Genomic DNA, 16472 nt, shown 5'->3' on the forward strand with positions numbered 1-16472 from the left:
TGCCCGCCGACCATCGTCTTCCCGCTCAGAGAGAGCGAAGCCGCCGGACTTCATGGGCTGGCTGCACTCGGGACAGGCTGTGGCTGTCGGCTGATCTCGAACTGTACGGTCTACCAAATCATTTCGACCGATCTGTCAGCTTCTGTCCATATTTCCGGCTAGGTGAGCAGTGGGCTTACGAACTGACTCGACGCGTCGATGGCCTGCTCAACGGCCTACTAGTGCAGACAACTTTGTACCAAACGCCTGCGCAGCCACGGGGTCTTCACGCAAACTGCTGCTGTCAGTCAGGCGAGCCAGGAGGCGGCGCAAGCGTGAGTGAGACTTACCCCTACGAGCAGTTGGACGGGCGCCGGTTCCAGAGGCTGGTGCAAAGTCTCATTACTGCAGAGCACCCGCGAGTGCAGTGCTTTCCGATCTCCGGCCCTGACGGCGGGCGAGACGCAGTAGCGATGCGGCCCCTTGATGGTCATGAATCCCTGGTAGACGGGCTCGTCTACCAAGTCAAATTCCGAGAAGCTACTCCTCACGGCGTGCCCACCGCTAACGATTTGTACGAATGGCTGTTGAGCCATCTCAAAAAGGAAGTAAGCAAAGTCGCTATCCTCGCTTCACGCGGGGCTAAAGAGTTTATCTTTGTTTCGAATGTGAGCGCTTCTGGGCATCTCGATACCGGCCTGCGTGATCGCGTTCAGAAGTGGGCGGATGAGCATCTGGAACTGCCCACCTCGTTCTGGTGGAGAGATGACCTTGACGCTAGGCTCGACCGAAACTCTGATCTCGTCTTTAAGTTCATGCTCTTCCGCGGACCCGACTCCGTCCGGGCGTACTTTCAGCAAATATTCAATGAAGGTCAATTTGGTAATCGTAGTATTCAAACTGCTGCTCGGAATGACGCGGTCTCCGCCCTCATGTTGTACCTAGCAGAACGATATCAGGAGGAGTCCTCGCTTCGTTTCAAGCAAGCGGATCTAGAGATGCCGGTCCTTGAGTTCTTCGTCGATGTCGCAATCAATGCGCACCCTCGCACGCAAAGCGGGGAAGAGGCGCTCCGTCATTCTCTTTTTGATATCATGCGTAATTTCAGGTACCGCCATCGCTCACGTGATGCAGCAATAAGTGTAGCTCCGCCAGCCGACCGACGACCGGGGCCCGGTGCGGCAGAAGTTATCCAGAATCAACTTTTCTCTGAAACCTTCAAGCGGATAGTCATCGAAGGTGCTCCAGGGCAAGGTAAATCCACCCTTACACAGTTCTTGGGGCAGATTAATCGAGCTCTAATCCTTGGTCGAGACGAGGACCTTGCTGTGGTTCCGAGGTTCCTTAAGTCGGCGCCCTTGCGTTTGCCTCTGAGAATCGAGCTGCGACATTTTGCTGCGTGGCTACAAGGGGGAACCCCTTGGGCTGTGCCAGAAGAGAAGAGAGTAGCCTCCATCGAGGCATACCTGGCCGCACATGTCAGCTATTCCACTGGCGGTCTCGATTTCTCTCCCAGCGACCTCACATCGATTATCTCGGCCACACCTACCATTCTCATGCTAGACGGGCTCGATGAGGTGGTAGACATCGAGGTGCGGTCGGAGATTGTTAAGATCGCAGAGTCCTTTTCAAAGAGGCTCAGCGGTATTGGAGCGGATCTTCAGGTTCTAGTGACAAGTCGCCCTTCCGCATTCTCTAAATCGCCCGTCTTTTCCCACAGTGACTTCCTATACCTAACACTCGATGACTTGTCCGCCGACCTTATTGACGGATACACGGCTTCCTGGATCAAAAGGAAAAAGATTTCAGACCAGGAAGCCCGGGAATTCCGAGAAATTCTTCGTGGTTGCCTGTCTCAACCGCACGTTGCCGACCTTGCACGCAATCCCATGCAGCTGGCTATCCTGCTTTGGCTCGTCTATGTAAAAGGGTGGTCCCTGCCAGACAAGCGCACCGCTCTCTATGAGGCTTACATGACAACTTTCATGGACCGGGAGGCTGACAAAAATCTCATTGTTCGACAGTACAGAGAGCCGCTATTGGAGTTGCACGGATATCTTGGATGGACCCTTCACTCGAGGGCAGAGGAGGATACTGATGGAAGCTCGGGCGACATTGCCCTAGCTGACCTAAAGGCCTTGATGCGAGAGTACTTCGAGCGAGAAGAGGGCCCAGTAGATCTCGTCGACCAACTTTTCCATGGCGTTCAGCGAGTTTTTGTTTTGGTTGAGCGAATTGAAGGTCGCTTCGAGTTTGAGGTTCAGCCTCTGCGAGAATTTTTTGCGGCACGGCACCTCTACAAGACGGCGCCTCACTACAGTAATGCTGTTGAGGTTTTTGGATCTCGCCCAGACCGCCTAGAGGCGCTGATACGCAACCCCTACTGGATGAACGTCGCGAGATTTTTTTGCGGCTGGTACGATAAAGGAGAGCTTGCCGACCTTTCACGCCGACTGGAAGATCTGTGCAACGACCCAAATTTCGAGTACTTGAAACATCCCAGAGCGCTGATTACCCGACTGCTGGGTGATTACGTTACGACGGCCTCTCGACGAGACACGAAATATCTTGCGGGCCAATTGACAGACGCACTAAGTCTCCGGCTGTTGCAACACCAGATGGCTCGCCCTGGGCGCCGCGCCGGTCGAACTGGCCTCCTCATTCCACGCGATGCCGGCCTCTCTGCTCTGATCGATAGTGCGAGGGGTGCGCTGCATGATTGCAGTGCTGATGAAGTTGTTTATGACATGGCTCGTTTCATTGCCACTCAAGATCAACCGGAAGAGCGTTGCGCTTGGTGGCTAAGTGAAATGCCGAGTGAGCCCGGTGCCGTGCCTGAATGGCTGCGTCGGGGAGTCATATCCCACTCATTGACACATCTATCGACGGATACTGTTGAACCACTTTTTAACGAACCTAGGCAGGATGCCATCGCTTGGGGGCGTTGCGTCGAGGCTGGACGCTTCGACATAGCGTGCCTGAACACGCAGTATTTGGAGAAATATCTGGGAGCGCTGGCGGAAGGTCACGCCACCCTGTCTGCTCCGGACACTATTGAAGGGCAGTTCGCTGAAGCGTTGGAGAATGTTATAGGCGCGTGGCATTATGATCCTCGATGGTTTAACCAGCAACTTGATATACCTGTCCCTCGGGCCGTGTCAAAGGAGATAGGCCAGCGCATACGCGAACTTGAAACGCTATTCGATGCCAGCCGCTCTACTGCGCACTATGGAAGAAATCGCCTTAAAGAAATCGGCAATCTAGCCGAGCTCGTTAGAAAGTACATTGGCGAAGGGTGGGCTGCCTGGAGACTGGCATTTTACTCTGGGTTCGGAAGGAAGAGTCAAGAGTTTGCAGATTTCAGCGACCAAAACGCCAACCTGGTTCGTCGCGCATCAACTGCTTGGGCGTGCCGCGGTGACCGAGGGTATTGGAGCTCCCAGTTCGATCAAGATATTCGTGAGCACGACAGGGCGGCCTTGGTGGCGGCCTTTGTATGCCTCGCCCCGGCATCGGTTATAGCAGACCTCAAGCCGGCATTGCTGCGGGAATGGGAGAAACTTCCTCCCTGGGTAGCTCACAGGATTACTAAGTTTGCTGACTCGTACTCGCAAAAGAGCACGTCAGGCAAACCTTCGCCGATCCTCAAACTGTCCATTGGGGATATAAAGGATTTGCATCTGACGGACTGTCCATGTCTGGCATCCTCTTTTGAGCCGAGGATGGGTGAGATGGTGGTGCGTGATATGTACGAAGAGATCCGTGACCGTCCTCTATGCGACCAACATCGCGACATAGATTCAGCGTTTAGGCTAAGTCGAGAGCTGAAATTGATTAGCGTTCGAAAGTTTGGAGGGGATGCCCTCCTTGCAGTCAAGGGGTTGTACAGCCAGGCGAGAAGTGGCCTGATTTATTTCGGCGGAGCGAATTCCTTTAGCTTCGAGCGTCGAATGACTAGTGATCAAGCTTCGCTCATTCTTGCGGACCCTTTTCGATATCCAATGCTTCTGATTAGCTCGGCAGAGGAGCGGCTGAGTTCTACTGTTATGAAAAGCCTTCCGTCCATGAAGGAGACTGCTAGATCAGGTCAGTGGTTCAGAACCAGTGGCGACTAGGTTTTTGTGCCACATAACTGATTCTTGGGCTGCCTTGACCTGCGGTGTGGCATTCAATGGCCACATGGCTTGGCAAGTGACTGTAACTGCGTGCTCCCGCCTGTGGCAGAGCGGTCGGCGGAGCGGCTTTGGGCTGGAGCTGCTTTGGCGCGAGTGATCATGGCCCCGTAAGCTTGCGGCGCGTCGGGCAGTCTGTGGACCTGCCCGGTAAAGCACGACGTTGGGGCCATGATCTTCGAGGCTCGCGCCAAAGTGGCTGCGTAAAGCCGTGGAGCCGACCGCCCCAGCCACGACGTACCCCTTCTCTGACGTCAGGCGGCTGATTGCTGTGTGCGCGGCACGGGCGCCGGCCGGGCTGGAGCGGGGCGGAGACAGGAGCGCAGGCCCGGCCGGGGGCCGTGCCGCGCGCGGTGAGCGGAGCGAGCCGCCTTGAACCAGTAGAGAAAGTTGTAACTCAGTCTGCGCGGTGGGGCTCGAAGCTGTGTGCGCATGCTGGGAGTTCGGCGTCCTGCCGGTGTGCGAGGGGCAGGAAGATCACTGGCCGGATCGTCCAGGTGATGCGGACGTCGGCATGGGTGATGGTCACCGTGCAGGGCTCGGAGCGCATCAAGGCCCTGCGGGTCTCGGCGCGCTCTTCGTACAGCCACGTCCACGCTTCGTCCGACGCGTCGGAGTCGAGCGCCGGTGAGATGGTGCGGAGAGCGATGGCTACCCAGCGGTCTGCCTGGGGTGCCGAGTATGCGTCGAACGATGCCAGGCGCGCCGGCCTTCCTGTGCTGGTGACTTGCTCGGTCCAGCATTCGCACCAGTAGCCGCGGGCGGGCCCGTTCATGGGGTCGCTCCCGCCGGGTAGGCCAGCAGCACGTAGCGGGTGCTTTCGTCGTAGAGAGTGAGTTGGTACCCCGTGCCGCTGGTCAGGTAGGCGAGGGCCCGTTCGTGTTCGGCCTCGTCCGTCAGCCAGTGCAGGCCCGGCTGTGCGTATGCGGCGTCGAGTTGGTCGGTGATGTGCTGCGTGCGCTCGCGTAACCAGCGCAGTGCCAGGCGCGGACTCGTGGCGTCGTGTGATCCCAAGGGGATGGAACGGACCTCGTTCGACGGGTAGGCGGCGGCTCGACACAGGTAGGGGAGGGGCCGGCTGCCTGTATTCAGCACTACGGGAGGAGCGGACATCAGCACGGGTGTCCTCCTGCCGGTTCGACTTCGGTGATGAGTTCCGCAGTGACCGTGTGACCGCCTTGACTGTCGTAGACGACGACCCGGTGAGCGAGGACGCTGACCATGCCGAGTCCTCGGCCGTGCTCCGCCTCCTGGTCCTGGTGCTCGATCTTCGGTGCCGTGCCGGTGCCTCCGTCGTCCGTGACGGACAGAGCGATCACCTGCGGGGAGACCGCGAGGGCCAGATGGAAGCTGCCGGATGCCTGGCCGCTGGCCGTGTGGAGGATCGCGTTCGCGCTCAGCTCGCTGACGATCAGCTCGGCGTCCTCGGCCAACGGCGAGCCTCGCAGGATGTCGCGGGTCCAGCGGCGGGCCCTGCTGACCTCTTCCGGGAATCCTGGGCAACTGAGCCCCCAGACCCGGGCGCTACTCGTATACTCGTGCATACAAGCTCCTTCGTGCTGGTAGGCCGCCATGTGCAGCGGGTTCGGGCTAGACGAGTTTCACACCGTCGTGGGCGCGGATGGCCGGCGGAGACGCCGCGTCGAGTGCGTCAAGGACGCGGATCGCGTACGCCTCGTCGGTGAGTTCGATGACTTCTTCGCGGGTGGCCCAGTGCAGGGCGCGGGTCTCGTCCCCCGTGGTGGGAGTGCCGTCGGCCGCCTGGCAGCGGAAAACGAGGGAGACGATCAGGCCCGTCATGTTCTTGTAGACACCGGTCAGGATCGCGGGAAGCTCGATCTTGATGCCGGTCTCTTCGAGAACTTCGCGCTGGAGGGCTTCGGGGATGGTCTCCTCGCGTTCGAGGACTCCGCCCGGGGGTTCCCAGTGGCCGTTGTCGCGGCGCTTGATCAGGAGGGCCCGGCCTTGGTCATCGACGATGACCCCGGCGACGCTCACGGAGTGCGGGCGTTCTGTGCTCACGTTCCTCGGCCCTCTCGGCTGACTAGGCTCTCCACCGTAGCAACAAGACTCGCCCACTCGTCTAGATACCTAAAGGAGTACGCATGGCGTCTCTACCGAGCATTCTCGGCGGCCTCGACCCGACCAGTGATCGTGCGGTCTTCCGGCAGATCGCCGACCAGCTGCGCGAAGCCATCGACCGTGGGCGATTCAAGGAAGGGGAGAAGCTGCCTTCCGAGGCTGAATTGGTCGAGCACTACGGGGTTTCCCGGATGACGGTCCGGAACTCCTTCTCGATCCTCCAAGGCGAGGGCCTGGTGCACGCCGAGCACGGCCGGGGCGTCTTCGTCCGGCCCCGGCCTCCGGTGCGCCGTCTCGCCTCCGACCGGTTCGCCCGGCGCCACCGCGAGCAGGGGAAGTCCGCGTTCATCGTGGAGGCCGACGCCGCCGGCAGTCACCCCACTGTGGACAGCCTGGAGGTGAAGGAGGAGAAGGCCAGCCAGGACATCTCCACCCGGCTCGGTTCTGTGCGGCGCGTGCTCGCCCGGCGTCGCCGGTATCTGCTCGACGGCCGGCCGGTCGAGTTCGCCACGTCGTACCTCCCGCTCGACATCGCCCGCGGGACGCAGATCGCTGAGCCCAACTCCGGCCCCGGTGGCATCTACGCGCGGCTCGAGGAACTGGGCCACCAGCTCGACCACTTCGAGGAGGAGATTCGGGCCCGGATGCCCTCGCCGTCCGAGGTGAAGACGCTGCAACTGGCCTCCGGCGTACCGGTGATCCACCTGATCCGTACCGCCTTCGACACGGCGGGGCGGGCCGTGGAGGTCTGCGACACGGTGATGGCGGCGGACGCGTACGTCCTCTCCTACCAGCTTCCGGCGACCTGATCGGCGGTGCGCGAGGCCACTTCTCCGGACTCGTACACACCGACACGCATACTCGTATAGACGAGTGGGCAAGTTGTGTGGCAAGGTGATCCCGTTCCCGGCGCCGCCGGGTTCGAAGGATGCATCTTGTCTAGACGAGTAGATGGGGAGAAGCCTTGCGCACCATCCGTGTGGAGACCTCGACCGCGACGATCCTGCTGACCGAGGCGCCCGAGCCCAAGGTCCGCGACCGGCAGTCGGGCGAGATCGCGAAGGACGCCGTCAGCGGTGAGGCGTTGATGACCATCGGCGTCGTGTACATCGAGGAGGGGGAGTCGTCCCTGATCAAGGTGACCGTCCCGGAGAGCGGGGTGTCGGAAGGGCTCGCCCTCGGTGCCCCGGTCTCCCTGCCGGGCCTGATCGCCCGGCCGTGGGAGAGCGTCTTTAACGGCCAGCAGCGGCACGGCATCGCCTTCCGGGCCGCCGCCGTCACTCCGGCCGCCTTCCCGGCCGCCGTGGGGGCGTCGGCCTGATGACCGACCTGGCAACGCTTCTGGAGGTGGGTGGTCCCGTCGCCGCACTCGGCGGCGGAGCCGCCTACGCCCGGGCACGACACCCCGGCGTCTACTGGTCCACGGTCGGCTTACCGGTGTCCACGGTCCGGCTGCTCAGCTCCTACGGCTCCGTCATGGAGGCGTGCGGGCTGACCGTGGCCCCCTCCCGGCTGCGGGTCCTGGCGGTCAAGGCCACCACCCGCCGTGAGGTCCGGCCCGTACCGCCGCGTCGGGGAATCATCCGGCCGACCACGACGGGGCTGCGGGTTCGCCTACGGCTCGCCCCGGGGCAGGAACCCGCCGACGTGGCCGCCTCCGCCGAACGGCTGCGGCACGCCTGGGGCGTCCACGCCGTCTACGTGACCACGATCAAACCGGGCGTGGTCGAACTGCGGCTCGTCGGCTTCGACGTGCTGCGGCGGGTGCGCATGCCGCGCAAGCTCCGCCCGGACCTGCTCCGGGTGCCGGTCGCGCTGCGCGAGGACGCCACTCCGTTCGTACGCGACTACCGCACCGTGCCGCACCAACTCACCCTCGGCGCCACGCTGTCCGGCAAGTCGATGTACCTGCGTCATCTCGTCGCCGGCCTCGCCTGCCAACCCGTTGCCCTGGTCGGCATCGACTGCAAGCGGGGCGTGGAACTGGCACCCTTCGCCCCGCGCCTGTCGGCGCTCGCCACCGACCCGGAACAGGCCGCCGAACTGCTGCCCGTGCTGATCAGGGAAATGGAGGACCGGTACGACCTGATCAAGGCCCGGCAGGGCATCGCGCCGGGCACGCCGGACGAGGAGATCACCTCTGACATCTGGGGCCTGCCCGAGCACGAACGCCCGGTGCCCGTCGTGCTGTTCGTCGACGAGGTGGCCGAACTCTTCCTCATCGCCACGAAGAAGGACGAGGAACGCCGGGACGAGATGGTCACCCAGCTCATCCGGCTCGCCCAGCTCGGCCGGGCCGCCGGCATCTACCTGGAGGTCTGCGGGCAGCGCTTCGGCGCCGAACTCGGCAAGGGCGCGACCATGCTGCGGGCCCAGCTGACCGGCCGCGTCTGCCACCGCGTCAACGACGAAGCCTCCGCCAAGATGGCGCTCGGCGACATCGCCCCCGAGGCGGTCTCCGCCGCCTGCGCCATCGCCCCCGAGCTGCCCGGCCTCGCCGTGGCCGGTGACACCTCCGGCGGTTGGTCCCGCATCCGCACGCCGTACCTCTCCCTCAGTGACGCCGCCGAGACCTGCCGCGAGTCGGCCCACCTGGTCCCCGACCTGCCCGCGCTCAAGCCCTTCCGGCCCGACGTACCCGTACGACCGCCCGTCGAGACACCGAGCCCGGTCGTGCGGCCCCGCCCGGTGACCGACTGACCCGCGTCCGCACGCATCCCCGGCCGGCGTGACCGCCTCGCGCCATGTCCCTACCCCTCCCATGCCCGAACCCGGAAGGAGCCGCAGCATGCGTGCCCACCTGGCCCGTGTCGACGCGGTGCTCGTCCAAGCGGTCATCGCCGCCGCGCTGTCCTTCGCCCACCTGCACGATGTCGCCTCGGCGGCCGGACAGGACGGGTGGAAGGCGTGGGCCTATCCCGTCTCGGTCGACCTGCTGCTCGTCGCCGCCTGGCGCCGACTGCGGACCGGCGACGCGAAAGCGGCCGGGTGGTGCTGGTTCCTGATCGCCCTCGCCGCGTCCCTCGGTGCGAACGTCGCCACCGCCGGACTGCTCGACCTGGACGACGTGCCGGCCTGGCTCCGCATCCTCGTCGCGGGCTGGCCCGCGGTCGCCTTCCTCGGCGGAACCCTCCTCGTCCACTCGTCGCCGACCACGCACGACGAGACCAGTGATGCCGTGGGCCAGGAGATGCCCGAGGACATCGAGGACCAGGAGGACGCGCCCGATCCCGCGCCGGAACCCCCGGCGCCTCCGGCAGTCGAGTCGGCACCGGCTCCGGTCCAGCCGCCGGTCGCCGTCCCGACCGCCCTGGTCGAGCACGCCCGCAAAGTCGCCGCGGAGCACCACGCCCGCACCGGAACGGCCATCGACACCCCGACCCTGCGCGCCCGCCTCGGCGTCCCGCCTCCCATGGCCGACGCCATCGCCGCCCAACTCTGAAAGGAGACCCACGTGAGCGCCAACCGCCGCTTCCGCTCCGTCACCCGCATCGGCCCCGTCCAGGTCGGCACGTCCTACGACGGTCGCGGCCGGGAGAAGCACACCGCCGCCTGCACGGCCCCGCGCTGCGGCTTCTCCGCCGACTACGACAGCCGCGCCGCCGCCGAACTGGCCGCCCGTACCCACCGCTGCCCCGTCCGCTGAAAGGACCCGCACACCGTGACCGTCAGCCTGCCGCTCGTCGTCCTCCTCGGCTTCTTCGCCTGGGGAGCGGTCAAGTTCCTCGGCGTCCGCACGTGGATCGTCGTCCTGATCGCCCTCTTCGGCTTCTGGCTCTCGGACACCTTCCTGGCCCCGGCCATCGAGTCCGGCACGCGCTCCGGCGTGGACATCGTCAACGGCTCACATGACTAGACGAGTAGGTAAGGAGAGCTTCGCCGTGTTCCTGCCCAAGTACCCCGACAGCCCGACGCCGCCGCCCGTGCACCCCCACACCGTGGCCGACCAGGCGCCCGTGCGGCGGCCAGTCCCTCAGATCTCCGTCAGCACCAGAGCGGTCGCAGCCGTCCTCGTCGGCGGCGTCGTGCTGACTGCGCTCCTGGCCGCCGTCGCCGTCACGGCCGTCTCCGTGGCCGTCGCCGCCGTGGTCCTGCGCTCGCTGCTCCGCGACCAGCACCGCCGCTGACGCACCGGACCCCCGGGGCGGCCTCGATACCGCCAAGCATCCGCCGCCCCGGGGGCCGTCTCCCTCCAGCCGAACCAGAAGGAGAAAGCCATCATCACCCGCGCCACTCCGCCTCCGCTCCACGAACTCGGCGAACTGGCCGCCCTCGGCACCATGCCCGCACTCCTGCGCCAGCTCGCCGGCCTCGGCGGCTGCACGCACCCGATCCGCCTCGACGGCCACCGCACCGAGTACGACGTCAACACCCGCACCGGCGAAATCGGCAACGTCCTCCACCACCTCGACTCCTCCAGCCTCCCGGCCGGTCACCTCCTGGTCCGCTGCAACAACCGCCGTACCACCCGGTGCGCGGCCTGCGCCGAGGTGTACCGCCGCGACACCTTCCACCTGATCACCTCCGGACTGCGCGGCGGCAAGGGCATCCCCGAACGCGTCGCCGCCCACCCGCGCGTCTTCGCCACCTTCACCGCCCCCAGCTTCGGCCCGGTCCACAACCGTCCCGCCGGCCCGGCCGGATCGGTCCGCCGCTGCCGCTGCGGCGCGCTCCACGACCAGGACGACCCCGCCCTCGGCACCCCGCTCGCCCCGGACACCTACGACTACGAAGCGGCCGTGCTCTGGAACGCGCACGCCGGTCCGCTGTGGCGGCGCTTCTCCATCTACCTGCGCCGGGAGGTCACCAAGCGCGCTGGCCTCACCCAGCGGGCCTTCCGCGAGCACGCCCGGGTGTCCTTTGCCAAGGTCGCCGAGTACCAGAAGCGCGGGGCCGTCCACTTCCACGCCGTCATCCGCATCGACGGCCCCGACGGCGGCGACACCCCGCCTCCCGCCTGGGCCACCGCCGAGCTGCTGACCGACGCCATCCGGGCCGCCGCCACCGCCGCCCGCGTGGACGGCCCGGTCATCGACGGCCGGGCCCACGCCTTCGCCTTCGGCCGACAGCTCGACGTCCGCACCATCCGCTCGGCCGACTTCGACGAGGGCCAGGAACTGACCGAACGGGCTGTCGCCGCGTACATCGCCAAGTACGCCACCAAGGGCGCCGAGACCGCCACGGGAGCTCTGGACCGGCCGCTGAAGTTCCTCGCCGAACTCGCCCAGCTCGACATCAGCGACCACGCCCGCCGGCTCATCCGCACCGCCTGGACCCTCGGCGCGCGCAAGGACCTGGAACACCTCCGCCTGCGGGCCTGGGCCCACATGCTCGGCTTCCGCGGCCACTTCTCCACCAAGTCCCGCCGATACTCCACCACCCTCGGCGCCCTCCGCGACGCCCGCGCCGAATGGCGCCGCGCACAAGCCCTGGCAGCGAACGGGACCGACCCGGACACGACCCTCGTCCTCGCGCACTGGGTCTACGCCGGGACCGGCCTCACCGACGCCGAAGCCTGGCTCGCCGAAACCCTCGAACCCGCCCCCGGAACGGAAGGAGAACCGACCCATGCGTGATGACGAGCTGCTGACGGTGCCCGAGGTGATGGAGCGGCTGAAGGTCGGTCGCTCCACGGTCTACGACCTGATCCGGTCCCGTCGCCTGCCCTCGATCACCATCGGCCGGTGCCGCCGTATCCCGGCGCGGGCCGTCCGCGAGTACATCACCAACGAACTGGAGGCGGCGGCCTGATGGCCCAGCAACGCAAGCGGAACCCCAACGGCGCCGGCACCATCACCAAGCGCAAGGACGGCCGTTTCCAGTGCGCGGTGTACGTCCTCCAACCGGACGGCACCCGTGCCCGCAAGTTCGCCTATGGCAAGACCTGGGCAGAGTGCGACGCCAAGCGTCGGGAACTGCTCGACAAGGTCGATCAGGGCGTGCCCGTGCCGACCCGGTCGGCCAGGCTCGCCGAGTGGTTGCCGTACTGGCTGGACAACGTCATCAAGACCCGGCGCAAGCTCAGCACGTACGACAAGTACGAAGCACACGTACGGCTCTACCTGGTGCCGCTCCTCGGTGCCAAGCGGCTCGAATCGCTGGGCGTCACCGACGTGCGCCGCTTCCTCGTCCGTCTGGAGGAGAAGACCACGGCGGCTACGGCCAAGGAGGCACACCGGGTGCTGCGTTCGGCGCTGTCCTCCGCGTGCCGCGAGGAACTGATCACGCGGAACGTCGCCAAGCTCGTCGAGCCTCCCCGCACCGATAACCGCGAGTTGAAGCCCTGGAGCCTCGACGAGACGCTCGACTTCCTGGCCGCCTCGCGCAAGGACCCGCTCTACGCGGCCTTCGTGCTCGCCATCGCCATGGGGCTCCGCCGGGGAGAGATCGTGGGCCTGCGCTGGTCGGACGTCGACCTCGACGGCCGGGTCCTCTACGTCCGCCAGCAGACGCAGCGGCGCCGGGGCGTGCTGTACGACGACGATCCCAAGAGCCGTCGTCGCCGTGCCGTCCCGCTGCCCGCGCTCTGCATCGCGCCGCTGCGCTGGCACCGCATGAGGCAGGTGGCGGCTCGGACGAAAGCGGGGGAGACCTGGCGGGAGTCGGACTACGTCTTCACCACCCGGACCGGGCGCCCGGTCGAGCCGCGGAACCTCTACCGTTCCTTCACCCGCGTGGCCCGGTCCGCCGGCCTCCGGGTGATCCGGCTGCACGATGCCCGGCACGGCACGGCGACGCTCCTGACGGCGGCCGGGGTCGCGCCCCGCGTGGTGATGGAGATCCTGGGCCACTCGCAGATCAGCATCACCATGGACGTGTACACGCACGTCGTGCAGGACACGCAGCGCGAGGCCATGAGCCACATGGATCGGCTGCTCAGGAAGAGGCGTCCCGGTCGTCAGTGACCGCGCTCGTTGATGTCAGAAGTGGATGTCAAAGGCCCCGGACCATGATCGGTCCGGGGCCTTTGCGCTGGTGCCCCCGGCAGGATTCGAACCTGCGACACCCGCTTTAGGAGAGCGGTGCTCTATCCCCTGAGCTACGAAGGCGTGGTCGGCGGTCAAGCCGTGAGCGTCCTGGTCGGTGGCCGCGGGCCCGGTCACGGGGGGCAGCGGCGTCCGCCGGGGCGCTCGATCCACAGGGTACCGGATCGGAGCCCGGGCGGGTGGGGACGGGGAGGAGAGCCCCTGGGTCGGCCGCCCCTCCCGACCCGCCCTCGCGCCTCAGTCCTTCCGCCCCACCCCTCCGAACATCGCCACCTCCGCCGGGAGGTCCCCGGAGGCCTCCTCCGGGCGCCAGCGGTTGCAGGAGACCACCCCGGGCTCCAGCAGCTCCAGCCCGTCGAAGAAGCGGACCACCGCCTCCGGCGTCCGCTGGGTCAGCTTCGGCGTGCCGTTCTCGTTCCAGAAGGCGACCGCCGCGTCCACGTCCGGCATGTCCGGGCGGGTGATCGTGTGGGAGAGGACCAGGTGGCTGCCGGACGGCAGGGCGTCCATCAGGCGGCGCACGACGTCGTACGCCTCCTCGTCGTCCTCGATGAAGATGACCACGCCGAGCAGGACGAGGGCGACCGGCCGGCTGAAGTCCAGGGACCGCGCGGCCTGTTCGAGGATGGCGTCGATGTTGCGCAGGTCCTCGTCGAAGTACGCCGTGCTGCCCTCCGGCGTGCTGGTGAGCAGCGCCTCGGCGTGGGCCAGCACGATGGGGTCGTTGTCGACGTAGACGACGCGGGAGTCGGGGGCGACGCGCTGCGCGACCTCGTGGGTGTTGTCCGCGGTGGGCAGGCCGGTGCCGATGTCGAGGAACTGCCGGATCCCGCACCGCCCGGCCAGATGCCGCACGGCGCGGCCGAGGAACTGCCGGTCGGCGAGGGCGTAGTCGCCGATGCCGGGGTGCAGCGTGCGGATCTGGTCGCCGGCGGCCTGGTCGACCGGGTAGTTGTCCTTGCCGCCCAGCCAGTAGTTCCAGATGCGTGCGGTGTGCGGCTGGTCGGTCCTGATGCGCGCGCGTGCCTCGAGCGATGCCGCGGATATCTCCGTCACTACGTCCTCCAGAGCTGGCCGGCAGCTGTCAAGGAGCAACCTAGCGGAGGGAGTTGGGCGGGGTACCACGCCCTGACGACGTCAGGACGCCGACGTGCGGGTGACCCTGACCCGGTACTCGTCCTCGCCCCCGGCCAGCACCGCCACCCGTACTCCCTCCTCGCGGTCCACGAAGCTCTGGCCCGGGGTGAAGGTCGCGTCCGACAGTTCCGCGTGCACGTTCGGGGCCCGGGTGCAGCCGCCGCTGTCCCGGGTCGCGTCGTGGACGGTGATGGGGCCCATGCCCGTGTCCACGTCCGCGTCGACCCGGTAGACGAGGATGCCCGGCCGGCACACCGCCTCGTCGTTCCCGGCGCGGGTGCGCAGCTCCACCGCGTACCCGGAATGCGCGTCGAGCGGTATGAAGAGCAGCTTGGGGCCGCCCGGGCGGGCCAGCGGGGTCAGGACGTACTCCCGCGAGCCGCGCTGCGCCACGCAGCTCACCTGGGAGGTGTCGAGCCAGCCGAGCTTCCACTTGTGCCAGGCGAGGAAGTCGTTGTTGGCGCCCCAGTCCTCGCTCATGATGTCCCAGTGGCCGACCGCGCCGCCGCCCTCGGCGGTGTAGAGGTCGGGCAGGCCGAAGACGTGGCCGTTCTCGTGCGGGAGCACGCGGTAGCCGGTGCGGTCGTAGGAGCCGGAGCCGTCGTCCTGGCGGGAGTAGACGAACGACGCGTTGGAGACGGGTCTGCCGTCCGCGGTGGGGGCCTCGTCGTTGCCGGCGAAGGTGACGGACAGGACGGTGTCCAGGGCGGCCGGTCCCGCGTTGGGGGTGACGAGCACGTTCACCAGGTCGTACGCCCGGAAGTCCACCTCCGCGTCGGCCTCGGAGACGATGTCGCGGACCAGCTCCCGGTAGCCGGGGTCGAAGGGCGCGCCGCGCTCTATGCCGTACTGGCGGAAGGACTTGGGCATGCGCAGCCACTCGGGGACGGGCAGTTCGGGGCGGTAGTCGAGGCGGCCGTAGGAGCTGGTGGTGAACCACTCGCGGGTCTGCGGGAAGAACTCGCGGTAGCGGTCGAGGGCGTCGCCCTCGCCGGGCGCGTCCGAGAAGTCGATCATCAGGGTGAGGGCGCGGACGGTGCCGGTGGAGCGGGTGTAGCCGGGGTCCGTCGGGATGCCCTCGGACATCTGCACGTCGCGGTCGCTGCCGATCATGCAGGGCCCGTGGGCGGAGCTGCGGGACAGGGCGCTCGGGCCGGCGCCGGGGGCGGTGGTCGCGGGGGAGAGGTGGCCGCTGCCGGCCGAGCTGCAGACCGCGAGGGTGAGGGCGGTGACGGAGCCCAGGGCGGCCAGGCGGCGCGGGGATATCCGGCCTCGGCTCGGACGCGGCTGCATAGGGAAACCTCCGCTCCGCACGGCAGCCGCCGTCTCCGACTGCACCCTCCCGATCACCCTGTGTCACGGGTCGGGGGTGCGCTCGCCGGGTGGTCCGATCGTGGGGTGCGGCCGGGCTTCGGGCGTGAGCTGGGTCACGTAAGGGTTTCCCGTGTGCGGGACCGAGGACCCTTCCGCGGTGTCAGCGGAGCCAGGGCAGGTCCGCGCCCGCTCCGCTCGGCTGAAGTCCCTCGGCGATGATCCCCATGATCTCGCCGAGGGACTTCTGCTGCTCCGGTGTGAGCCGGTCGAACACCGCCTGCCGTACGGCGTCGACGTGGCCGGGGGCGTGGCGGCGCAGCACCTCCGTGCCCTCGTCGGTGAGCACGGCGAACTGGCCGCGCTTGTCGGAGGGGCAGTCCTCGCGGCGGACCCAGCCGTTCTTCTCCAGCCGGGCGACCGCGTGCGACAGGCGGGAGCGGGTGATCTTGGCGTCCTTCGCCAGCTCCGTCATGCGCAGCCGCCGGCGGGGCGCCTCGGCCAGCTTGACCAGCAGGCCGTAGTAGACGTGCGGCATGCCCGCGTCCCGCTGGAGCTGACGGTCGAGGTGGTCCTCCAGGAGCGTGGTGGCGTCGACGTACGCGCGCCAGACGCGCTGTTCCTCGTCGGTGAGCCAGCGTGGCTCCCCGGCGGCTGCCGAAGATGCGGGTGCCGTGTTCATGCACTCCACTGTACGGGCGCTCTCCTTGAAGCTTAAACAAATGAGGCGTACAGTCGGCAGTGAAAGTTGAGAGTTCAAGTACACCGGTCGGTGACCACCACTCGGTGACCACCACTCGGTGAC

The 16472-nt window shown here is 66.6% G+C and carries 18 protein-coding genes and 1 tRNA gene; 11 read left to right on the forward strand and 8 right to left on the reverse strand.

The window, feature by feature from the left end:
* Positions 1–533 precede the first annotated feature (533 nt).
* Positions 534–4094 (forward strand): NACHT domain-containing protein, encoded by a 3561-nt coding sequence (locus ACIQ8B_RS09090; RefSeq protein ID WP_403546289.1) that lies wholly within the window; start codon positions 534–536, stop codon positions 4092–4094.
* Between the two features lie 454 nt (positions 4095–4548).
* On the opposite strand, the gene ACIQ8B_RS09095 is transcribed toward ACIQ8B_RS09090, so the two are convergent.
* From ACIQ8B_RS09095 to ACIQ8B_RS09110, 4 genes are all read right to left on the reverse strand, one after another.
* Positions 4549–4926, reverse strand: coding sequence for a hypothetical protein (locus tag ACIQ8B_RS09095; protein WP_403546290.1), 378 nt, complete (start codon positions 4924–4926; stop codon positions 4549–4551).
* Positions 4923–5165 (reverse strand): hypothetical protein, encoded by a 243-nt coding sequence (locus tag ACIQ8B_RS09100; protein WP_308035165.1) that lies wholly within the window; start codon positions 5163–5165, stop codon positions 4923–4925. Before ACIQ8B_RS09100 ends, ACIQ8B_RS09095 begins: the two co-directional genes overlap by 4 nt.
* A 98-nt stretch (positions 5166–5263) precedes the next feature.
* The gene (locus tag ACIQ8B_RS09105) at positions 5264–5695 is read right to left on the reverse strand and encodes an ATP-binding protein (protein ID WP_403546291.1); all 432 of its coding nucleotides are present in this window, start codon (positions 5693–5695) and stop codon (positions 5264–5266) included.
* Positions 5696–5741: 46 nt separating this feature from the next.
* Positions 5742–6149: an NUDIX hydrolase gene (locus ACIQ8B_RS09110; protein ID WP_109539112.1), complete on the reverse strand. Its 408-nt coding sequence runs from the start codon at positions 6147–6149 to the stop codon at positions 5742–5744.
* 107 nt (positions 6150–6256) lie between these two features.
* Here ACIQ8B_RS09110 and ACIQ8B_RS09115 point away from each other — a divergent pair, with 107 nt between their 5' ends.
* The 10 genes from ACIQ8B_RS09115 (at position 6257) to ACIQ8B_RS09160 (ending at position 13138) form a co-directional block, all read left to right on the forward strand.
* Positions 6257–7042: a GntR family transcriptional regulator gene (locus ACIQ8B_RS09115; RefSeq protein WP_403546292.1), complete on the forward strand. Its 786-nt coding sequence runs from the start codon at positions 6257–6259 to the stop codon at positions 7040–7042.
* A gap of 155 nt (positions 7043–7197) precedes the next feature.
* Entirely contained in the window at positions 7198–7554 is a 357-nt protein-coding gene (locus ACIQ8B_RS09120; RefSeq protein WP_403546293.1) for a hypothetical protein, read from the forward strand.
* On the forward strand, positions 7554–8933 hold the full coding sequence (locus ACIQ8B_RS09125) for an FtsK/SpoIIIE domain-containing protein (protein WP_403546294.1): 1380 nt from the start codon (positions 7554–7556) through the stop codon (positions 8931–8933). The genes ACIQ8B_RS09120 and ACIQ8B_RS09125 overlap by 1 nt, the downstream gene beginning before the upstream one ends.
* An 88-nt stretch (positions 8934–9021) precedes the next feature.
* On the forward strand, positions 9022–9675 hold the full coding sequence (locus ACIQ8B_RS09130; RefSeq protein ID WP_403546295.1) for a DUF2637 domain-containing protein: 654 nt from the start codon (positions 9022–9024) through the stop codon (positions 9673–9675).
* Positions 9676–9687: 12 nt separating this feature from the next.
* Positions 9688–9879, forward strand: coding sequence for a mobile element transfer protein (locus ACIQ8B_RS09135; protein ID WP_004986816.1), 192 nt, complete (start codon positions 9688–9690; stop codon positions 9877–9879).
* Positions 9880–9894: 15 nt separating this feature from the next.
* Positions 9895–10089 (forward strand): hypothetical protein, encoded by a 195-nt coding sequence (locus ACIQ8B_RS09140; RefSeq protein ID WP_004986817.1) that lies wholly within the window; start codon positions 9895–9897, stop codon positions 10087–10089.
* A gap of 25 nt (positions 10090–10114) precedes the next feature.
* On the forward strand, positions 10115–10360 hold the full coding sequence (locus ACIQ8B_RS09145) for a SpdD protein (protein ID WP_403546395.1): 246 nt from the start codon (positions 10115–10117) through the stop codon (positions 10358–10360).
* Positions 10361–10513: 153 nt separating this feature from the next.
* Positions 10514–11809, forward strand: a complete 1296-nt coding sequence (locus ACIQ8B_RS09150; RefSeq protein ID WP_403546296.1) for a replication initiator — start codon at positions 10514–10516, stop codon at positions 11807–11809.
* Complete coding sequence (locus tag ACIQ8B_RS09155) at positions 11802–11984, forward strand: helix-turn-helix domain-containing protein (RefSeq protein ID WP_019524151.1); 183 nt, start codon at positions 11802–11804, stop codon at positions 11982–11984. The genes ACIQ8B_RS09150 and ACIQ8B_RS09155 overlap by 8 nt, the downstream gene beginning before the upstream one ends.
* A complete protein-coding gene (locus ACIQ8B_RS09160; RefSeq protein ID WP_403546297.1) occupies positions 11984–13138 on the forward strand; it encodes a tyrosine-type recombinase/integrase in 1155 nt (384 codons plus the stop codon). The genes ACIQ8B_RS09155 and ACIQ8B_RS09160 overlap by 1 nt, the downstream gene beginning before the upstream one ends.
* A 68-nt stretch (positions 13139–13206) precedes the next feature.
* On the opposite strand, the gene ACIQ8B_RS09165 is transcribed toward ACIQ8B_RS09160, so the two are convergent.
* From ACIQ8B_RS09165 to ACIQ8B_RS09180, 4 genes are all read right to left on the reverse strand, one after another.
* Positions 13207–13282: transfer RNA gene (locus tag ACIQ8B_RS09165), tRNA-Arg, on the reverse strand.
* 174 nt (positions 13283–13456) lie between these two features.
* Positions 13457–14275 (reverse strand): SAM-dependent methyltransferase, encoded by an 819-nt coding sequence (locus ACIQ8B_RS09170; RefSeq protein ID WP_403546298.1) that lies wholly within the window; start codon positions 14273–14275, stop codon positions 13457–13459.
* Between the two features lie 81 nt (positions 14276–14356).
* Positions 14357–15649 carry a M6 family metalloprotease domain-containing protein gene (locus ACIQ8B_RS09175; RefSeq protein WP_403546299.1) on the reverse strand — a complete coding sequence of 431 codons (1293 nt, stop codon included), beginning with the start codon at positions 15647–15649 and terminating at the stop codon, positions 14357–14359.
* A gap of 181 nt (positions 15650–15830) precedes the next feature.
* Entirely contained in the window at positions 15831–16349 is a 519-nt protein-coding gene (locus tag ACIQ8B_RS09180; protein WP_290001256.1) for a MarR family winged helix-turn-helix transcriptional regulator, read from the reverse strand.
* Between the last annotated feature and the right edge of the window lie 123 nt (positions 16350–16472).

The organism is Streptomyces sp. NPDC096105 (assembly GCF_044763335.1).
GTDB lineage: Bacteria > Actinomycetota > Actinomycetes > Streptomycetales > Streptomycetaceae > Streptomyces.